Source organism: Pseudomonas sp. NPDC087804 (assembly GCF_044742965.1).
Taxonomy (GTDB): domain Bacteria; phylum Pseudomonadota; class Gammaproteobacteria; order Pseudomonadales; family Pseudomonadaceae; genus Aquipseudomonas; species Aquipseudomonas rustica.
This window is the reverse complement of sequence record NZ_JBIUVN010000003.1, coordinates 30,453-48,326: the sequence shown is the minus strand read 5'-3', so window position 1 is coordinate 48,326 and position 17,874 is coordinate 30,453. Positions and strand designations below refer to the sequence as shown.

The window sequence follows — 17,874 nt, the reverse complement described above, 5'->3', positions numbered from 1 at the left end:
CATGAGAGCTGATCTGGAAATCATCCAGGAATGGATCCCCGCCGGCAGCCGCGTCCTCGACCTCGGTTGCGGTGACGGCGAACTGCTGACCTGGCTGCGCGACAACAAGAACGTCACCGGTTATGGCCTGGAAAACGACGCCGACAACATCGCCCAATGCGTGGCCAAAGGCGTCAACGTCATCGAGCAGGATCTGGACAAGGGCCTGGGCAACTTCGCCAGCAACAGTTTCGACATCGTCGTCATGACCCAGGCCCTGCAAGCCGTGCACTACCCGGACAAGATCCTCGACGAAATGCTGCGGGTCGGTCGTCAGTGCATCATCACCTTCCCGAACTTCGGCCACTGGCGCTGCCGCTGGTATCTGGCGAGCAAGGGGCGCATGCCGGTTTCGGAATTTCTGCCGTACACCTGGTACAACACGCCGAACATCCACTTCTGCACCTTCGAAGACTTTGAGGCACTTTGCCGCGAACGTGACGCGAAGGTCATTGATCGGCTTGCCGTGGATCAACAGCACCGTCACGGGTGGGCCAGTAAGCTATGGCCTAATCTATTAGGTGAGATTGGTATCTACCGCGTCAGCAGCCCGGTGCTTGCCGACCACAAGGTCGCGGTCTGAGCCACGCCATTTCGAGGAGCACGATCATGGGTCGTTTAGCGTTGTTGTTATTGACTGCCTGCCTGAGCGCCAGCGCTCTGGCGGCCGACGTCATCAAAGGTGAGCGTCAGGAAACCTTTGGCGACGTGACGGTGCACTACAACACTTTCAACTCGACGTACCTGCAACCGGACATCGCCAAAGCCGCGGAGCTGATCCGCAGCAAGAATCAGGGCGTGATCAATGTCTCGGTGATCAAGGACGGCAAACCGCTGATCGCCAGCGTCACCGGCACAGTCAAAGACCTGACCAGCAAGAGCGTGCCGCTGAATTTCCGTCAGGTCACCGAACAGGGCGCGGTGTACTACATCGCCCAATACCCGGTGGAACAACAGGAAACCCGCACCTTTGAAATCAAGGTGCAGAACGGCGACAAGATCAACACCATCAATTTCAACCAAGAACTTTTTCCCGGCGAATAATGAACATCAAGCAGCTCGTACTGGCCAGCCATAACGCCGGCAAACTCAAAGAACTTCAGGCCATGCTCGGCGAATCGGTGCAACTGCGCTCGATTGGCGAGTGGAGCAAGGTCGAGCCGGAAGAAACCGGTCTGTCGTTCGTCGAGAACGCTATCCTCAAGGCGCGCAACGCCGCACGCATTTCCGGGCTGCCGGCGCTGGCCGACGATTCCGGTCTGGCGGTGGATTTCCTTGGCGGTGCGCCGGGCATCTATTCGGCGCGTTATGCCGACGGCAAGGGCGATGCGGCGAACAACGCCAAACTGCTCGACGCCTTGAAGGACGTGCCGGAAGCCGAACGCGGTGCGCAGTTCGTTTGTGTGCTGGCGCTGGTGCGTCATGCCGATGATCCATTGCCGATCCTCTGCGAAGGCCTGTGGCACGGGCGCATTCTGACCGCTGCCAGCGGCGAGCACGGTTTCGGTTATGACCCGCTGTTCTGGGTGCCGGAGCGTGATGTGTCCAGCGCCGAACTGAGCCCGGCCGACAAGAACCAGATCAGCCACCGCGCCCGTGCAATGGATCTGCTGCGCCAGCGTCTGGGCTTGAAATGACCCGTGACTCTTCTGCGTCGTCGCTGATTGTCGGCGGCGCCGCATCTTCGCCTCGGGCGCCGCTGCCCACGCTGCCGCCCTTGTCGCTGTACATCCACATCCCGTGGTGTGTGCGCAAATGCCCGTATTGCGATTTCAACTCGCACACCGCCAGCCCGGTGTTGCCGGAGCAGGAATACATCGATGCCTTGCTGGCCGATCTTGATCAGGATCTGCACGCGGTTTATGGCCGAGAGCTGACGTCGATTTTCTTCGGTGGCGGTACGCCGAGCCTGTTCAGCGCTGAAGCGCTTGGGCGTTTGCTTGAAGGCGTCGAGCAGCGCATTCCGTTTGCCGACGACATCGAAATTACCCTGGAAGCCAATCCGGGCACGTTCGAGCAAGAGAAGTTTGTCGCCTACCGCAAGCTGGGGATCAATCGTCTGTCGATCGGTATCCAGAGCTTCCAGCAGGAAAAGCTCAAGGCGCTGGGCCGCATTCACAACGGTGACGAAGCGGTGCGCGCGGCGGGTATGGCGCGGCAGGCCGGGTTCGATAACTTCAACCTCGACTTGATGCACGGTTTGCCCGATCAGTCGCTGGACGATGCCTTGAGCGATCTGCGCCAGGCCATCGAGCTGAATCCGACGCACATTTCCTGGTATCAACTGACGCTGGAGCCGAACACGGTGTTCTGGAATCAGCCGCCAGTGCTGCCGGAAGACGACACGCTGTGGGACATTCAAGAAGCCGGGCAGGCGCTGTTGGCCGAGCACGGTTACGCGCAGTACGAAGTGTCGGCTTATGCACAGGCCGGGCGACCGGCGCGGCATAACCTCAATTACTGGAGTTTTGGCGACTTCATCGGCATTGGCGCGGGTGCGCATGGCAAGTTGAGTCATCCCGACGGGCGCATCGTGCGGACGTGGAAGACACGGTTGCCGAAGGACTATCTGAATCCGGCGAAAAACTTTCAGGCTGGCGAGAAATCGCTGAGCAATGATGAGCTGCCCTTCGACTTTTTGATGAACGCGTTGCGCCTGACTGATGGCGTGGAATCGCGGCTCTATCCGCAGCGCACCGGGCTGTCGCTCGACAGTCTCGCCGAGGCCCGGGCAGATGCAGAACAAAGTGGTCTGTTGCAGGTCGAACCGTCACGTCTGGCGGCCACCGAGCGCGGACAATTGTTCCTCAACGATTTGCTGCAGAAATTTCTGAGCTGAGCCCAACGCCCAACGGCAGCCCTAAGGAAAAACCATGGATTTGATACTCGACCTGCTCGCCACCGTCTCCCGCTGGAGCCGCAGCAACCTCTCGGAAATCGCCCTGGCGCTGGTGGGTTGCCTGCTGGTGTTGTTCGGCGCCGACTTCAAAGGCTGGGTCGAGCAACGCTTGGGCAGCATCGCCGGCGCTTTGCGCGTACCGCTGATGGCGCTGCTGTGCGTGATCGGCAGCGGCGCGGCGCTGATCTACGCGACACCGTGGGTGATCAAAGGCTTGAGCCAATTCAACAACTACAGCCTGGCGCCAGTGCTGTTGGTAGTTCTCGTCCTCATCGGCGTAGTCGCCGACCGCCGCTGATCTTTCGGCCGCTTTTGATCGTTCCCATGCTCCGCGTGGGAATGCCTCAATGGACGCTCTGCGTCCGCTGTGGGACGCAGAGCGTCCCGGGCAGCATTCCCACGCAGAGCGTGGCAACGATCATCGCGTGATGCTTAGGACAGTTTTTCGAACTTCAGATCCCACACGCCGTGGCCAAGACGTTCGCCGCGGCGTTCGAACTTGGTGATCGGGCGTTCGGCCGGGCGCGGTACGCACTTGCCGTCTTCGGCAAGGTTGCGATAGCCCGGGGCGACGTTCATCACTTCCAGCATGTATTCGGCATACGGTTCCCAGTCGGTGGCCATGTGCAGAATGCCGCCGACTTTCAACTTGCTGCGCACCAGTTCAGCGAACGACGCCTGAACGATCCGACGCTTGTGGTGACGGCTCTTGTGCCACGGATCCGGGAAAAACAGCATCAGGCGATCGAGGCTGTTGTCGGCGATGCAGCGGTTGAGCACTTCGATCGCGTCGCAATCGTAGACCCGCAGGTTGGTCAGGCCCTGCGTCAGCACGCCATTGAGCAGCGCGCCAACACCCGGACGGTGAACTTCAACGCCGATGAAATCCTGATCCGGTGCCGCTGCAGCCATTTCCAGCAGCGAGTGGCCCATGCCGAAACCGATCTCCAGCGAGCGCGGTGCCGAACGGCCGAACACTTGATCGTAATCCACCGGCGCGTCAGCCAGCGGCAGCACGAACAGCGGGGTGCCTTGATCCAGACCTTTTTGCTGGCCTTCGGTCATGCGCCCGGCGCGCATCACGAAGCTCTTGATGCGGCGGTGTTGGCGCTCGTCGCCTTCTTCCGGCTGGATAGGCGTGTCGTTCGATTCAGTCATCAATGGCTCTTACTTGATCAGACCATCCAGCGGCGAAGAGGCGCTGGCATAGAGTTTTTTCGGCATACGGCCAGCGAGGTAGGCCAGACGGCCTGCAACGATGGCGTGTTTCATGGCTTCAGCCATCATCACCGGCTGCTGGGCGTGGGCGATGGCCGAGTTCATCAGCACCGCATCGCAACCCAGTTCCATGGCGATGGTTGCGTCGGACGCAGTGCCGACACCGGCATCGACCAACACAGGAATCTTGGCTTCTTCAAGGATGATCTGCAGGTTGTACGGGTTGCAGATCCCCAGACCGGAACCGATCAGGCCGGCCAGCGGCATCACCGCGATGCAGCCGATTTCTGCCAGTTGGCGGGCGATGATCGGGTCATCGCTGGTGTAGACCATCACGTCGAAACCTTCCTTGACCAGCGTTTCGGCAGCCTTGAGGGTTTCGATGACGTTAGGGAACAGGGTCTTCTGGTCAGCCAGGACTTCCAGCTTCACCAGGTTGTGACCGTCGAGCAGCTCACGGGCCAGGCGGCAGGTGCGCACGGCTTCGATGGCGTCGTAGCAACCGGCGGTGTTCGGCAGGAAGGTGTAGCGCTCCGGCGACAACACGTCGAGCAGGTTCGGCTCGCCTTCGATCTGACCGAGGTTGGTGCGGCGCACGGCGAAGGTGACGATCTCGGCACCCGAGGCTTCGATGGCCTGACGGGTTTCTTCCATGTCACGGTACTTGCCGGTACCAACCAGCAAACGCGACTGGTAAGTACGACCGGCCAGCACAAAAGGCTTGTCGCTACGAACGATGCTCATGGGGAATCCTCTTTAGGAGTGAGGGTCTTGCAGAATTCTGTGCCCTTGCGGGCCGCCCGCTTAGCCGCCGCCGATGGCGTGCACGACTTCAACGTTGTCGCCGTCGTTGAGCGTGGTGTCGGCATGCTGGCTGCGCGGGACGATATCCAGATTGAGTTCAACTGCCACCCGGCGTCCGGTCAGTTCCAGACGGGTGATCAGGGCCGCAACGGTTTCACCGTCGGGCAGTTCAAGGGATTCGCCGTTCAACTGAATGCGCATGCGCAATGCCGCCATCATTTTTAGGGGCTGGCATTCTAGCCCGATCAGACAGGGTGACCCAAGCCATTCGTCTTGAAACCCGCTGCCCCGCTGAAATGCCCAGGCCTCTGTAGGAGCTGCCGCAGGCTGCGATCTTTTGATGTTGTTTTTCAAGATCAAAAGATCGCAGCCTGCGGCAGCTCCTACAGGGAGCGGTTTGCGATCAGATACAGAGAGCGGTTTGCGATCAGTTAAGGTCGGAGGTCAGGTCAGGTCAGGTCAGGTCAGGCGCCACGCGGCGAGGCCCAGGCACAGCCAGCCGATCAGGAAGGCGAGGCCGCCGAACGGGGTGATGATGCCGAGCTTGCTGATGCCGGTGGTGGTCAGCACATACAGGCTGCCGGAGAACAGCAGAATGCCGACAGTGAACGACACGCCGGCCCAAGCGACCAGTCGGCCCTGAATCTGCGTGGCCAGCAGCGCGACGCCAAACAGCGCCAGGGTGTGCACCAATTGGTAGGTGACGCCGGTGTGGAAAATCGCCAGATATTCCGGCGTCAGACGGTTTTTCAGGCCGTGGGCGGCGAATGCGCCCAGCGCGACACCGGTAAAACCAAAGAAAGCGGCCAGCAGCAGAAAGCCACGCAACATGAAGAACTCCAGTCAGACTCGATCGGCAGGGTCTGTATAATGGCCCGCTCCACGGGTTCGGCCAAGCCATCTCTATGCTGCGTACAATTTTCCGTCGTCTTACGAAGGCCCTGCTCTGGTTCGCGGGCGGCAGCATCGTGCTGGTGCTGATCTTTCGTTTCGTACCGCCGCCGGGCACGGCGCTGATGGTCGAGCGCAAGGTCGAGTCGTGGGTCGACGGCGAGCCGATTGATCTGCAACGCACGTGGAAGCCGTGGGACGAGATCTCCGACGATCTCAAAGTCGCGGTCATGGCCGGCGAGGATCAGAAATTCCCCGAGCACTGGGGTTTTGATTTCAGCGCAATTCAGGCCGCACTGGCGCACAACGAACTCGGGGGCTCGATTCGCGGCGCCAGCACCTTGAGCCAGCAAGTGTCGAAAAACCTGTTTCTGTGGGCAGGGCGCAGCTATCTGCGCAAAGGCCTCGAAGCCTGGTTTACCGCGCTGATCGAGGTGTTCTGGCCCAAGGAGCGGATTCTTGAGGTGTACCTGAACAGCGTCGAGTGGGATGACGGTGTGTTCGGCGCCGAAGCTGCCGCCCGTCATCATTTCGGTGTGAGCGCCAAGTCGCTGTCGCGCCAGCAGGCGAGTTATCTGGCGGCGGTGTTGCCGAATCCGCGCGTGTGGAGCGCCAGCCATCCGACCGCTTACGTGTCGCGCCGCGCCGGCTGGATTCGCCAGCAGATGAGCCAGTTGGGTGGCGACAGCTATCTGCTGGGTCTCAACGATTCGCGCCGGGCACCGTGGGCGCGCTGATCCTTTCCTGTGTCAGAACAACTTCAGCGGCTCTTCATTGAGGGCCGACAGTTGTTCGCGTAACGCCAACACCTGATCGCCCCAATAACGCTCGGTGCCGAACCACGGGAAACTGTGCGGGAACGCCGGGTCATCCCAGCGTCGTGCCAGCCACGCGCTGTAGTGCATCAGACGCAAGGCGCGCAGCGGTTCGATCAGCGCCAGTTCGCGCGGGTCGAAATCGTGAAACTCGTTGTAGCCATCCATCAATTCCGATAACTGCCCGAGGCATTCCTGACGGTCGCCGGCGAGCATCATCCAGATGTCCTGCACCGCCGGGCCCATGCGGCAGTCGTCGAGGTCGACGATGTGGAACATCTCGTCGCGGCACATCATGTTGCCGGGGTGACAGTCGCCGTGCATGCGGATGTTCTGGTGCGGCGTCGCGGCGTAGACATCCTCGACACGCTTGAGCAGATCGCGGGCCACCGACTCATAAGCCGGCAGCAAACTTTTCGGAATGAAATTGCCTTCGAGCAAAGTGTTCAGCGAGGCGTGGCCGAAGTTCTGTACGCCCAGCGCTTCACGGTGTTCGAACGGCTTGGTCGCGCCGACCGCGTGAATGCGCCCGAGCAACTGGCCGAGGCGATACAGCTGATCAAGATTGCCCGGCTCCGGCGCCCGGCCGCCACGACGCGGAAACAGGGTGAAGCGGAAACCGGCGTGTTCGTGCAGGGTTTCGCCGTTGTGGATCATGGGTGCAACCACCGGGATGTCGACGTCGGCCAGTTCGAAGGTGAATTTGTGTTCTTCGAGGATGGCTTCGTTGGTCCAGCGTTGCGGGCGGTAGAACTTGGCGATCAGCGGTTCGGAGTCTTCGATGCCGACCTGATAGACGCGGTTCTCGTAGCTGTTGAGCGCCAGAATGCGCGCATCACTGAGAAAACCGATGCTTTCAACGGCATCGAGCACGAGATCGGGTGTGAGGGTTTCAAACGGGTGGGCCATGCTGACTCCTGCGCGCAGCAGGCTGCCGCGTCCGGCCCAGCATGGTAGCGCAGATGGCAGCGGGGGAGGTGGTTGGTGTCTTCGCTGACGCTATCGCGAGCAGGCTCACTCCTACATTTGGAATGCGTACCCTGTAGGAGTGAGCCCGCTCGCGATGAGGGCCTGTCAGGCGCCGACGATCCCGCCGTCCTCACGGGTGATCGCCATCACCGACGACCGCGGTTTGCCATTCGGCAAATGCTCCGGGAACGTCGACCCACCGTTCTCCCCCGGATGCTGAATCCCGACAAACAGCGTCTTCTGATCCGGCGAGAAGCTGATCCCCGTCACCTCACAACCAATCGGCCCGACCATAAACCGGCGAATCTCACCGGTCACAGGATCGGCGCACAACATCTGGTTATTGCCCATTCCGGCAAAATCCCCGGCGTTGCTCGAATCGCCGTCAGTCAGAATCCACAGCCGCCCGGCATCGTCAAAACCCAAACCATCGGGGCTGTTGAACATGTTCTGCGGGGTGATGTTCGACGATCCGCCCTTCGGCGTCCCGGCGTGCACACCCGGATTGCCGGCGACCACAAACAGATCCCAGGCGAAGGTGTTCGAGCCGTGATCATCACGGTCGGTGCGCCAGCGCAGAATCTGCCCGTAGACATTCTTCTCACGCGGGTTCGGCCCGCCCACCGGTTGCCCGTCCTCGCCACGTTTGGCGTTGTTGGTCAGGGTGCAATAAACCTGGCCGTCCTTGGGGCTGACGACGATCCACTCCGGGCGATCCATGCGCGTTGCACCGACGACGCTCGCAGCGAGGCGCGCGTGAATCAGCACTTCGGCCTGATCGGCAAAACCGCTGCTGGCGTCGATGCCGTTTTTACCGTGGCTCAGTTCGATCCACTGGCCTTGGCCCTTCGGGTGATCGGGGTTGCTGTCGCCGGCGTCGAACTTGGCCACGTACAAAGTGCCGTGATCGAGAATGTCGCGATTGGCCTTGGCGTTGCGGTGGTTGATCTTGTCGCGGCTGACGAATTTGTAGATGAACTCGCCGCGCTCGTCGTCGCCCATGTACACCACGGCGTGGCCGTCAGCGGTTTCCGCCAGTGCGGCGTTTTCATGTTTGAAGCGGCCCAGCGCTGTGCGTTTGACCGGTGTCGATTGCGGATCGAACGGATCGATCTCGACCACCCAGCCGTGACGGTTGAGCTCGTTGGGATTCTTCGCCATGTCGAAGCGCGGATCGTGCGGGTGCCAGTTGATCTCTTTGCTGGTGGCGACCACGCCGTAGCGTTTTTGCGCGGCGTCGAATTTCTGCTCGGCGTTGCTGCTGCCGAAGCAGTCGGTGAAGTTCTCTTCGCAGGTCAGGTAAGTGCCCCACGGCGTTTTGCCGTTGGCGCAATTCTGAAAGGTGCCGAGGACTTTTTTGCCGCTCGGGTCGGCGCTGGTTTTCAGCAACTCGTGACCAGCCGCCGGGCCGCCAATGCGCAACGGCGAGTTGCCGTGAATGCGGCGGTTGTAGCGCGAGCCCTGAACGAACTGCCACTGACCACTCTTGCGCTGCACTTCAATCACCGACACGCCTTCACAGGCCAGCGCCTTGCGCACTTCTTCGGCCGACTGCGGCATGCCGCCGTGCGGGTAGAGGTAGCGATAGTTGGTGTATTCGTTGTTGATCGCCATCAGCGCGCGGTTTTTGTCATCGGGGAAGGCGAACAGGCTCATGCCGTCGTTGTTGTCGCCGAACTGCACTTCCTGTGCGGCGGCGCTGCCGTTGCCACTCGGGTCAAAGGCCGGGCCGTTCTTGCTCAGCGGCTGGCCCCAACTGATCAGCACCGAAGACTTGTAGCCTTTGGGCAGGCTGATGACGTCGCTGGTCGCGGCGGGAATGCTGTCGAAACCGAGCAGGCTGCTATTGCCGGCGCTGACGCTGGCGGCCAGCACGCTGCGGCTCAGCAGGTTACCGCCAAGGAACATCGCCGCGCCGCACAACGCGCCGGCGCTGATGAAGCCGCGACGGCTGAGGCCGACCATTTTTTCCAGGTCAGTGGATTGGTTTTCTTCTAATAGGCTCACGTCAGGCTCCCTGCTTGGTTTGGCAGCCACCTTAATCAGGGTCTATGACGTTTTTGTTGCAGGCTCGATTTAGAGCGGCGTACCGATCAACACATTCGACGGCGAGAACTGCACCTGCACCGGTTGTTCGACGGTCAGCCCACGGGTGCGCAGATCCATCGGCTCAGCCAGCGCGCAGAGTGTGTGGCCGTTGGGCAGGGAGATTCGCACTTCACTCGGGCCGTCTTCGGCGTCAAGGATCGCTTCGATGGTGCCGGTGAGGAGATTGTGTCCCGGCGTTGCAGATTGTTCAGCGGTGAGCAATTCCAGCCAGCCGGCCTTGATCAGCGCGACCACTTCGGTACCGTTTTGCAGTTCAAGGTGCACGGTGCTGTCGTGGGTGATCTGTGCGTCGAGGCTCAGCCCTTCGGCCAGTTCGAGACGGATCAAGTCATTGCGGCCCTGCGCTTCGATGGCGATGACTTTGCCGTGCAACTGATTGCGCGCGCTGGTTCGCAGCATCAATCGGCCGAGCAGATCGAGATCGCTGGCGTCTTCCGCCGCTTCCAGCACCTGCGCCTGCAAGGCTTGCAGCTTTTGATACAGGCGCAGCACGCGTTCGCCTTCGCTGGACAGCTTGGCGCCACCGCCGCCCTTGCCACCGACGGCGCGTTCGACCAACGGTTTCTGCGCCAGATTGTTCAGCTCATCGATGGCGTCCCACGCGGCTTTGTAGCTCAGACCGGCGCTTTTTGCGGCGCGGGTGATCGAGCCTTGTTCGGCGATGTGTTGCAGCAGGGCGATACGCTGCGGACGACGGACGATGTGCTGGGAGAGCAGGGAAGGCATGGACATGAAGGGGTGCTTTTTAGCCGTGGCGGTGGGGAGTGAAGTTGGCTGCTTGCCACGCGAGAGTCAAGCCCAACCCAATCCCTTGTAGGAGCTGCGGCACGCTGCGATCTTTTGATGTTGTTTTTGAAGATCAAAAGATCGCAGCGTGCCGCAGCTGCTACAGGGGTTATGTGTTGGTTTCAGGTTCCGGGTTTTGGCGTGCGGGCGAGGCAGTAGACATCGACTCTTGCTGCACCGGCATTCATTAGCAATCGGGCTAACGCTTGGGCCGTGGCGCCGGTGGTCAGCACATCATCGACCAACGCCAGATGTCGGCCTTGGACTTTGGCGTCAGGATCCAGACTGAACGCTTCACGCAAGTTACGTTTGCGCGCTTTGGCGTCGAGATCCTGCTGGGCGCTGGTGTTTTGCACCCTGTGCAGCATCCGTTCCTCACAGGGCAAATCCAGCGACGCGCTCAACCATCGCGCCAGCATTGCCGCCTGATCGAAGCCCCGTTGACGCAAGCGCTGTTTCGCCAGCGGCACCGGCAACAACACATCCGGCCTCGGCAGATCCTCTTCGAAGCGATGTTGCAGGTATTGCCCGAGAACGTCGGCGAGCAGGTGGCCAAACGGCCATTTCGCGTTGTGTTTAAACCGCGTAATCAAACTGTCAACCGGGAAGCCATACAACCACGGCACAACGACCTGTTCGAACGCCGGCGGCTCTAGCAGGCACTCGCCGCAGGTTAGGCCCGCGGCGGCCAGCGGCAATGCACAGGTGACGCAGTGGTCTCCGAGCCACGGCAGTTCAGTTTCGCAAGCGACGCAAATTGGCATTTCTGCTTCTGCGGCCTCATCGCACAACAAACATGTCTGTACGTTTTTTAAACAGATGTAAACCGACCCTTTGTATCGTGGTTGACAGCGCATGACTCTTCCTTAAATATGCCGAACATCCGTGTAGCGCCTGTGGGTATTCCGTTTCCCCAGTCGCGAACCAAGCATAACCAAGGAATTACCCATGAGCGCGAGCACCACCGCCACCCTGCGTCACGACTGGTCTTTGGCCGAAGTCAGAGCACTCTTCGTACAGCCCTTCAACGACTTGCTGTTCCAGGCGCAAACGGTGCACCGCGCGCATTTCAACGCCAACCGCGTGCAGGTCTCGACCTTGTTGTCGATCAAGACTGGCGCCTGCCCGGAAGACTGCAAGTACTGCCCGCAGTCCGGTCACTACAACACCGGCCTGGAAAAAGAAAAGCTGATGGAAGTGCAGAAAGTCCTCGAAGAGGCGGCGCGCGCCAAGGCGATCGGCTCGACGCGCTTCTGCATGGGCGCGGCGTGGAAACATCCGTCGGCGAAAGACATGCCGTACGTGCTGAAAATGGTTGAAGGCGTGAAAGCCCTGGGTCTGGAAACCTGCATGACCCTCGGTCGTCTCGATCAGGATCAGACCGAAGCACTGGCCAAGGCCGGCCTCGATTACTACAACCACAATCTCGACACGTCGCCTGAGTTCTACGGCAGCATCATCACCACCCGCACTTACAGCGAGCGCCTGCAAACGCTGGCCTACGTGCGTGAGTCGGGGATGAAGATCTGCTCGGGCGGGATTCTCGGCATGGGCGAGTCGCTGGACGATCGCGCCAATCTGCTGATTCAACTGGCCAACCTGCCAGAGCATCCGGAATCGGTGCCGATCAACATGCTGGTGAAAGTCGCCGGCACGCCGCTGGAAAACGCCGAAGACATCGACCCGTTCGACTTTATCCGCATGCTCGCGGTGGCGCGCATCCTCATGCCGCAATCCCACGTGCGCCTGTCCGCCGGCCGCGAAGCGATGAATGAGCAGATGCAGGCCCTCGCGTTCTTCGCCGGTGCCAACTCGATTTTCTACGGCGACAAGTTGCTGACCACTGCCAACCCGCAGGCGGACAAGGACATGCAACTGTTTGCGCGTCTGGGCATCCAGCCGGAAGCGCGTGAAGAGCATGCCGACGAGGTTCACCAGGCCGCGATCGAGCAGGCGCTGGTGGAGCAGAAGAGCAGCGAGCAGTTCTACAACGCTGCCGTCTGATCGCCCCACGGATTCCATGTAGGAGCTGCCGAAGGCTGCGATCTTTTGATCTTGTCTTTTAAAAAACAACATCAAAAGATCGCAGCCTTCGGCAGCTCCTACACAGTCATTTTTCAGATGTGAGGCCTGCATGTCTTTCGATCTCGCCGCACGCCTTGCTGCCCGTCGTGCCGAAAACCTCTATCGCCAGCGCCCGCTACTCGAATCCCCGCAGGGGCCGGAAGTGGTGGTCGATGGCCAATCGTTGCTGGCCTTCTGCAACAACGATTACCTTGGCTTGGCCAACCACCCGCAAGTCATCGAAGCCTGGCGCGCCGGTGCCGAACGCTGGGGCGTCGGTGGCGGTGCCTCGCACTTGGTGATCGGCCACAGCACCCCGCACCACGCCCTCGAAGAAGCCTTGGCCGACCTCACCGGTCGCCCGCGTGCGCTGCTGTTCACTACCGGCTACATGGCCAACCTCGGCGCGGTCACTGCGCTGGTCGGGCAGGGCGATACGGTGCTGGAAGATCGCCTCAATCACGCCTCGTTGCTGGATGCCGGGTTGTTGTCCGGCGCGCGTTTCAATCGCTATCTGCACAACGACGCCGAAAGCCTGGCCAAGCGCCTGGAGAAAGCCACCGGCAACACGCTGGTGGTCACCGACGGCGTATTCAGCATGGACGGCGATCTGGCCGACTTGCCGGCTCTCGCCCGCGCAGCCAAGGCCAAAGGCGCGTGGCTGATGGTCGATGACGCGCACGGTTTCGGCCCGCTCGGCGCGAATGGCGGCGGCATCGTCGAACACTTCGGTTTAAGTCAGGAGGATGTGCCGGTGTTGGTCGGCACCCTCGGCAAAGCCTTCGGCACGGCTGGCGCTTTCGTCGCCGGCAGCGAGGAACTGATCGAAAGCCTGATCCAGTTCGCCCGCCCATACATCTACACCACCAGCCAGCCACCGGCGCTGGCGTGTGCGACGCTGAAAAGTCTGGAGTTGCTGCGCACTGAACATTGGCGACGCGAGCATTTGCAAACGCTGATCCGCCAGTTCCGCCAAGGCGCCGAGCAGATTGGCCTGGAACTGATGGACAGCTTCACGCCGATCCAACCGATCATGATTGGCGATGCCGGGCGTGCGGTGCGCTTGTCGCAGATGTTGCGCGAGCGCGGGCTGATGGTTACTGCGATCCGTCCGCCCACCGTGCCTGCCGGCAGTGCGCGTTTGCGCGTGACCCTGACCGCTGCGCACAGCGAGGCGCAGGTGCAGCTATTGTTAGAAGGACTGGCCGATTGCTTTGCCCAACTTTCGCTGGAGCCAAGCCATGCGTGATCGCCTGATTCTGTTGCCCGGCTGGGGCCTCGGCGTGTCGCCGATGGAGCCTCTGGCCGCGGCGTTGCAAGGCCTCGATGAACATCTGAAAGTCGACATCGAGCCGCTGCCGGAACTGGATTCCAGTGACCTGCAAGACTGGCTCGACGAGCTCGATGAAAGCATTCCTCAAAATGTATGGCTCGGCGGCTGGTCGCTGGGTGGCATGCTCGCATCCGAGTTGGCGGCGCGGCGTGGCGAGCATTGCTGCGGGTTGCTGACGCTGGCGAGCAATCCTTCTTTCGTTGCCCATGAGCAATGGCCGAGTGCGATGGCGGGCGAGACCTTCGACGCGTTTCTCGCCGGTTGCCAAGCCGACCCGCGCACCACTCTTAAACGGTTTTCGCTGCTGTGTGCTCAGGGCGCGCAAGACCCGCGCGGCTTGTCGCGATTGTTGCTCGGCGGCGCGCCGAATACCGCGCCGTCAGCATTGATGGCCGGGCTGGAATTGCTCGCACAGATCGACACCCGCGATGCGCTGCAGGCGTTTCGTGGCCCGCAGTTGCATCTGTTTGGCGGGCAGGACGCGCTGGTGCCGGCGGAGGCAGCGGGGGAGTTGTTCACTTTGTTGCCGGATATCGAAATTGGTCTGATCGAACAGGCCAGTCATGCGTTTCTTCTGGAAGATCCCCACGGACTGGCGGGTGCGATCCAGGCTTTTTTACATGAGTGCGGTGATGACTGATTTGTCTCTTGTGCTGCCTGGCGGCTTGCCTGACAAGCGTCAGGTCGCAGCCTCTTTTTCTCGTGCAGCGGCCAGTTACGACAGTGTCGCCGAGTTGCAACGTGATGTCGGTACACAGTTGATTCAGCGTTTGCCATCGGATTTCGTCCCGGCGCGCTGGCTGGATCTCGGTTGCGGCACCGGTTATTTCACCCGCGCGCTGGCTTCGCGGTTTGCCGAGGGCCACGGGCTGGCGCTGGACATCGCCGAGGGCATGCTTGATCACGCGCGGCCATTGGGCGGCGCCGAGCATTTCATCGCCGGTGATGCGGAGCGGCTGCCGTTGCAGGATTCGACCTGCGATCTGATCTTCTCCAGCCTCGCGGTGCAGTGGTGTGCGGATTTCGAGGCGGTGCTCAGCGAACCCTTTCGCGTGCTGAAACCGGGCGGAATTTTTGCGTTTGCTAGTCTTTGTGTAGGGACGTTGTTTGAGTTGCGCGACAGCTGGCGGCAGGTCGACGGGATGGTGCACGTCAACCGCTTCCGCGAGTTTGCCCGTTATGAACAATTGTGTGCAGCGAGTGGCTTGCGCACGCTGAGTCTGCAGAATCAGGCGCATGTGCTGCATTACCCGGATGTGCGCAGCCTGACCCATGAATTGAAAGCGTTGGGTGCACACAATCTGAATCCGGGGCGACCGGGCGGTTTGACCGGGCGCGCGCGGATTCTTGGGCTGGTCGACGCTTATGAGCAGTTCCGTGAGGCGTCGGGATTGCCGGCGACTTATCAGGTGGTCTACGCCGTGTTGGAGAAACCCGTATGAGCGCAGCCTATTTCATCACCGGAACCGATACCGATGTCGGCAAGACCACGGTGGCCGCCGGGTTGCTGCACGCGGCGCGCTCGGCCGGGCTGAGCACGGCGGCGGGCAAACCGGTGGCTTCCGGCTGCGAAGTGACGCCCAAGGGTTTGCGCAACTCGGATGCGTTGGCGCTGTTGGCCGAGTGTTCCGTGCCGCTGACTTATCAACAGGTCAATCCGGTGGCGTTCGAGCCGGCCATCGCGCCGCATCTGGCGGCGCGTGAAGCGGGTGTGGCGTTGACCGTGCAATCGCTGCTGGCGCCGATGCGCGAGATTCTGGCGATGAATGCCGATTTCACTCTGATCGAAGGTGCAGGTGGCTGGCGCGTGCCGTTGGCGGATCAGGATAATTTGTCGGATCTGGCGATTGCGCTGAAGCTGCCGGTGATTCTGGTGGTGGGCGTGCGCTTGGGCTGCATCAGTCATGCGCTGCTGACGGCTGAGGCGATTGCCCGGGATGGTCTGCAACTGGCGGGGTGGGTGGCGAACATCATCGATCCGAAGACGTCGCGGCTGGAGGAGAATCTGGCGACATTGGCCGAGCGGATTCCGGCGCCGTGTTTGGGTCGGGTGCCGAAACTCAAGGCGTTGAGCGCAGAGGCGGTGGCCGATCATCTGCAACTGGATTTGCTCGACTAAGTTTTTCACTATGAGCAGGCACTGTGCCATTAGTGTTTTTGACGGGTGTTTTTCTGGCGCGTCTGCTTCAATGACGACTATTGATCCTTCCCAGGGATGAGAACCGTTATGGAAATCTCCGGTAACACAGCTTTTTACGCGGGGCTGAGCTCGATTCAGAGCGGGCAGAACCGTGTGGATCAGGTTGCCAGCCAGATCGCCAACACCACCATCGAACGCTCGGTCACCAGCCAGTCATCGGAGGCTCAGGTTGATCGTCTGCGTGGCGTCGATCGCAGCCAGCAAATGGATCCGGGCAGCGACATGGTGCAGATGGCGCAGGGCAAATTCCAGGTGGATCTGGGCGCGAAGGTCGTCAAGGCATCCGACGAAGTGTTGGGTACGATCATCGATACGTTTGCCTGATTGCTTCTTCATCTGCCTGCTGAACGCCGCGCCTTGTCGCGGCGTTTTTCGTTGTAAGTCCTTCTCCCTCAACTAATCTTTTTTCAGCGCTCGTGGCTCGTTCGAGTCCATGGCGGTTTGCTGTGTCCGGCGTTTGAAAGCTGCGATGACGAACGGCAAAAGATCGACGCTTGACAAGATTTCGGCGTAAACGTATGTTTCAAACAACTGTTTGACCGTCACAACAAATCAACACGGTCGTTCATTCCCGGTTACATCAGCAGAGGTTTATCGCTATGCCTGACTACAAGGCCCCCTTGCGTGATATTCGCTTCGTTCGTGACGAGCTGCTCGGCTACGAAGCGCACTATCAGAGCCTTCCGGCTTGCGCAGACGCGACTCCGGACATGGTTGACGCCATTCTCGAAGAAGGCGCCAAGTTTTGTGAGCAGGTACTGGCACCGCTGAACCGCGTGGGCGACCTCGAAGGTTGCACCTGGAGCGAGTCCGGCGTGAAAACCCCGACGGGCTTCAAAGAGGCTTACAAGCAATTCGTTGAAGGCGGCTGGCCAAGCCTCGCTCACGACGTTGAGCACGGCGGCCAGGGCCTGCCGGAGTCGTTGGGTCTGGCCGTGAGCGAAATGGTTGGCGAAGCCAACTGGTCGTGGGGCATGTACCCAGGCCTGTCGCACGGCGCGATGAACACCATCTCTGAGCACGGCACACCAGAGCAGCAAGAAGCCTATCTGACCAAACTGGTCTCCGGTGAATGGACCGGCACCATGTGCCTGACCGAACCGCACTGCGGCACCGACCTGGGCATGCTGCGCACCAAGGCCGAACCTCAGGCCGACGGTTCCTACAAAGTCTCCGGCACCAAGATCTTCATCTCGGCCGGTGAACACGATATGGCCGACAACATCGTCCACATCGTGCTGGCCCGCCTGCCGGACGCACCGGCTGGCACCAAAGGCATCTCGCTGTTCATCGTTCCAAAGTTCATGCCGAATGCCGATGGCACCGTCGGTGAGCGCAACGCAGTGACCTGCGGCTCGCTGGAACACAAGATGGGTATCCACGGCAACGCCACTTGCGTGATGAACTTCGACGGCGCCACCGGTTACCTGATCGGCCCGGCGAACAAAGGCCTGAACTGCATGTTCACCTTTATGAACACCGCACGTTTGGGTACCGCGCTGCAAGGTCTGGCCCACGCCGAAATCGGTTTCCAGGGCGGCCTGAAATACGCTCGCGATCGTCTGCAAATGCGCTCGCTGACTGGCCCGAAAGCGCCGGAAAAAGCTGCCGACCCGATCATCGTTCACCCAGACGTACGCCGCATGCTGTTGACCATGAAGGCGTTCGCCGAAGGCAACCGTGCGATGGTGTACTTCACCGCCAAACAGGTCGACATCGTCAAATACGGCGTCGATGAAGAAGAGAA

General features: G+C 60.8%; 20 protein-coding genes and 1 pseudogene. 13 read left to right on the top strand and 8 right to left on the bottom strand.

Going from position 1 to position 17,874, the window contains the following annotated elements:
• Window position 1: 1 nt before the first annotated feature.
• From metW to ACIOMO_RS08920, 5 genes are read left to right on the top strand one after another with little or no spacing between them, the layout of a single operon-like run.
• A complete protein-coding gene (gene metW / locus ACIOMO_RS08940) occupies window positions 2-622 on the top strand; it encodes a methionine biosynthesis protein MetW (protein ID WP_053124483.1) in 621 nt (206 codons plus the stop codon).
• Between the two features lie 26 nt (window positions 623-648).
• Window positions 649-1,083, top strand: a complete 435-nt coding sequence (locus ACIOMO_RS08935) for a DUF4426 domain-containing protein (RefSeq protein ID WP_053124482.1) — start codon at window positions 649-651, stop codon at window positions 1,081-1,083.
• Window positions 1,083-1,676, top strand: a complete 594-nt coding sequence (gene rdgB / locus ACIOMO_RS08930) for an RdgB/HAM1 family non-canonical purine NTP pyrophosphatase (protein ID WP_218959280.1) — start codon at window positions 1,083-1,085, stop codon at window positions 1,674-1,676. The genes ACIOMO_RS08935 and rdgB overlap by 1 nt, the downstream gene beginning before the upstream one ends.
• A complete protein-coding gene (gene hemW, locus ACIOMO_RS08925) occupies window positions 1,673-2,878 on the top strand; it encodes a radical SAM family heme chaperone HemW (protein WP_401240040.1) in 1,206 nt (401 codons plus the stop codon). Before rdgB ends, hemW begins: the two co-directional genes overlap by 4 nt.
• A 34-nt stretch (window positions 2,879-2,912) precedes the next feature.
• Window positions 2,913-3,236, top strand: a complete 324-nt coding sequence (locus ACIOMO_RS08920; protein WP_007913629.1) for a DUF3392 domain-containing protein — start codon at window positions 2,913-2,915, stop codon at window positions 3,234-3,236.
• Between the two features lie 134 nt (window positions 3,237-3,370).
• Here ACIOMO_RS08920 and trmB read toward each other — a convergent pair whose 3' ends face one another.
• From trmB to ACIOMO_RS08900, 4 genes are all read right to left on the bottom strand, one after another.
• Window positions 3,371-4,096 carry a tRNA (guanosine(46)-N7)-methyltransferase TrmB gene (trmB, locus tag ACIOMO_RS08915; RefSeq protein ID WP_159815401.1) on the bottom strand — a complete coding sequence of 242 codons (726 nt, stop codon included), beginning with the start codon at window positions 4,094-4,096 and terminating at the stop codon, window positions 3,371-3,373.
• Between the two features lie 9 nt (window positions 4,097-4,105).
• On the bottom strand, window positions 4,106-4,900 hold the full coding sequence (locus tag ACIOMO_RS08910; protein ID WP_007913621.1) for a thiazole synthase: 795 nt from the start codon (window positions 4,898-4,900) through the stop codon (window positions 4,106-4,108).
• 60 nt (window positions 4,901-4,960) lie between these two features.
• A complete protein-coding gene (gene thiS, locus ACIOMO_RS08905) occupies window positions 4,961-5,161 on the bottom strand; it encodes a sulfur carrier protein ThiS (RefSeq protein WP_122604433.1) in 201 nt (66 codons plus the stop codon).
• Window positions 5,162-5,419: 258 nt separating this feature from the next.
• On the bottom strand, window positions 5,420-5,791 hold the full coding sequence (locus ACIOMO_RS08900; protein ID WP_201228806.1) for a DUF423 domain-containing protein: 372 nt from the start codon (window positions 5,789-5,791) through the stop codon (window positions 5,420-5,422).
• Window positions 5,792-5,865: 74 nt separating this feature from the next.
• On the opposite strand from ACIOMO_RS08900, the gene mtgA reads away from it, so the two are divergent.
• Window positions 5,866-6,588, top strand: a complete 723-nt coding sequence (mtgA, locus tag ACIOMO_RS08895; RefSeq protein WP_401240035.1) for a monofunctional biosynthetic peptidoglycan transglycosylase — start codon at window positions 5,866-5,868, stop codon at window positions 6,586-6,588.
• A gap of 12 nt (window positions 6,589-6,600) precedes the next feature.
• On the opposite strand, the gene ACIOMO_RS08890 is transcribed toward mtgA, so the two are convergent.
• From ACIOMO_RS08890 to ACIOMO_RS08875, 4 genes are all read right to left on the bottom strand, one after another.
• Window positions 6,601-7,575 carry a serine/threonine protein kinase gene (locus tag ACIOMO_RS08890; protein WP_053124475.1) on the bottom strand — a complete coding sequence of 325 codons (975 nt, stop codon included), beginning with the start codon at window positions 7,573-7,575 and terminating at the stop codon, window positions 6,601-6,603.
• A 165-nt stretch (window positions 7,576-7,740) separates the two neighbouring features.
• Entirely contained in the window at window positions 7,741-9,642 is a 1,902-nt protein-coding gene (locus tag ACIOMO_RS08885; RefSeq protein WP_401240032.1) for a PhoX family protein, read from the bottom strand.
• A 69-nt stretch (window positions 9,643-9,711) separates the two neighbouring features.
• A complete protein-coding gene (locus ACIOMO_RS08880; RefSeq protein WP_282357671.1) occupies window positions 9,712-10,476 on the bottom strand; it encodes a TOBE domain-containing protein in 765 nt (254 codons plus the stop codon).
• Between the two features lie 176 nt (window positions 10,477-10,652).
• Window positions 10,653-11,387, bottom strand: a complete 735-nt coding sequence (locus tag ACIOMO_RS08875) for a ComF family protein (protein WP_401240028.1) — start codon at window positions 11,385-11,387, stop codon at window positions 10,653-10,655.
• A gap of 91 nt (window positions 11,388-11,478) precedes the next feature.
• On the opposite strand from ACIOMO_RS08875, the gene bioB reads away from it, so the two are divergent.
• From bioB to ACIOMO_RS08840, 7 genes and pseudogenes are all read left to right on the top strand, one after another.
• Window positions 11,479-12,534 (top strand): biotin synthase BioB, encoded by a 1,056-nt coding sequence (bioB, locus tag ACIOMO_RS08870; RefSeq protein WP_401240025.1) that lies wholly within the window; start codon window positions 11,479-11,481, stop codon window positions 12,532-12,534.
• A 130-nt stretch (window positions 12,535-12,664) separates the two neighbouring features.
• On the top strand, window positions 12,665-13,843 hold the full coding sequence (gene bioF / locus ACIOMO_RS08865; RefSeq protein WP_401240023.1) for an 8-amino-7-oxononanoate synthase: 1,179 nt from the start codon (window positions 12,665-12,667) through the stop codon (window positions 13,841-13,843).
• Window positions 13,836-14,567, top strand: coding sequence for an alpha/beta fold hydrolase (locus ACIOMO_RS08860; protein WP_401240020.1), 732 nt, complete (start codon window positions 13,836-13,838; stop codon window positions 14,565-14,567). Before bioF ends, ACIOMO_RS08860 begins: the two co-directional genes overlap by 8 nt.
• Entirely contained in the window at window positions 14,560-15,369 is an 810-nt protein-coding gene (gene bioC / locus ACIOMO_RS08855) for a malonyl-ACP O-methyltransferase BioC (RefSeq protein ID WP_401240018.1), read from the top strand. Before ACIOMO_RS08860 ends, bioC begins: the two co-directional genes overlap by 8 nt.
• Entirely contained in the window at window positions 15,366-16,046 is a 681-nt protein-coding gene (bioD, locus tag ACIOMO_RS08850; RefSeq protein ID WP_064388198.1) for a dethiobiotin synthase, read from the top strand. Before bioC ends, bioD begins: the two co-directional genes overlap by 4 nt.
• A 108-nt stretch (window positions 16,047-16,154) precedes the next feature.
• Complete coding sequence (locus ACIOMO_RS08845) at window positions 16,155-16,451, top strand: pyrroloquinoline quinone biosynthesis protein PqqE (protein WP_401240016.1); 297 nt, start codon at window positions 16,155-16,157, stop codon at window positions 16,449-16,451.
• A 275-nt stretch (window positions 16,452-16,726) separates the two neighbouring features.
• Window positions 16,727-17,874: pseudogene (locus ACIOMO_RS08840) on the top strand (phenylacyl-CoA dehydrogenase); the annotation flags it as partial.

Bases quoted from the DNA above. Each gene is read 5' to 3' on its own strand.
- metW (WP_053124483.1), top strand. From the start codon at position 2: ATGAGAGCTGATCTGGAAATCATCCAGGAATGGATCCCCGCCGGCAGC.
- ACIOMO_RS08935 (WP_053124482.1), top strand. From the start codon at position 649: ATGGGTCGTTTAGCGTTGTTGTTATTGACTGCCTGCCTGAGCGCCAGC.
- rdgB (WP_218959280.1), top strand. From the start codon at position 1,083: ATGAACATCAAGCAGCTCGTACTGGCCAGCCATAACGCCGGCAAACTC.
- hemW (WP_401240040.1), top strand. From the start codon at position 1,673: ATGACCCGTGACTCTTCTGCGTCGTCGCTGATTGTCGGCGGCGCCGCA.
- ACIOMO_RS08920 (WP_007913629.1), top strand. From the start codon at position 2,913: ATGGATTTGATACTCGACCTGCTCGCCACCGTCTCCCGCTGGAGCCGC.
- trmB (WP_159815401.1), bottom strand. From the start codon at position 4,096: ATGACTGAATCGAACGACACGCCTATCCAGCCGGAAGAAGGCGACGAG.
- ACIOMO_RS08910 (WP_007913621.1), bottom strand. From the start codon at position 4,900: ATGAGCATCGTTCGTAGCGACAAGCCTTTTGTGCTGGCCGGTCGTACT.
- thiS (WP_122604433.1), bottom strand. From the start codon at position 5,161: ATGCGCATTCAGTTGAACGGCGAATCCCTTGAACTGCCCGACGGTGAA.
- ACIOMO_RS08900 (WP_201228806.1), bottom strand. From the start codon at position 5,791: ATGTTGCGTGGCTTTCTGCTGCTGGCCGCTTTCTTTGGTTTTACCGGT.
- mtgA (WP_401240035.1), top strand. From the start codon at position 5,866: ATGCTGCGTACAATTTTCCGTCGTCTTACGAAGGCCCTGCTCTGGTTC.
- ACIOMO_RS08890 (WP_053124475.1), bottom strand. From the start codon at position 7,575: ATGGCCCACCCGTTTGAAACCCTCACACCCGATCTCGTGCTCGATGCC.
- ACIOMO_RS08880 (WP_282357671.1), bottom strand. From the start codon at position 10,476: ATGTCCATGCCTTCCCTGCTCTCCCAGCACATCGTCCGTCGTCCGCAG.
- ACIOMO_RS08875 (WP_401240028.1), bottom strand. From the start codon at position 11,387: ATGCGCTGTCAACCACGATACAAAGGGTCGGTTTACATCTGTTTAAAA.
- bioB (WP_401240025.1), top strand. From the start codon at position 11,479: ATGAGCGCGAGCACCACCGCCACCCTGCGTCACGACTGGTCTTTGGCC.
- bioF (WP_401240023.1), top strand. From the start codon at position 12,665: ATGTCTTTCGATCTCGCCGCACGCCTTGCTGCCCGTCGTGCCGAAAAC.
- ACIOMO_RS08860 (WP_401240020.1), top strand. From the start codon at position 13,836: ATGCGTGATCGCCTGATTCTGTTGCCCGGCTGGGGCCTCGGCGTGTCG.
- bioC (WP_401240018.1), top strand. From the start codon at position 14,560: ATGACTGATTTGTCTCTTGTGCTGCCTGGCGGCTTGCCTGACAAGCGT.
- bioD (WP_064388198.1), top strand. From the start codon at position 15,366: ATGAGCGCAGCCTATTTCATCACCGGAACCGATACCGATGTCGGCAAG.
- ACIOMO_RS08845 (WP_401240016.1), top strand. From the start codon at position 16,155: ATGGAAATCTCCGGTAACACAGCTTTTTACGCGGGGCTGAGCTCGATT.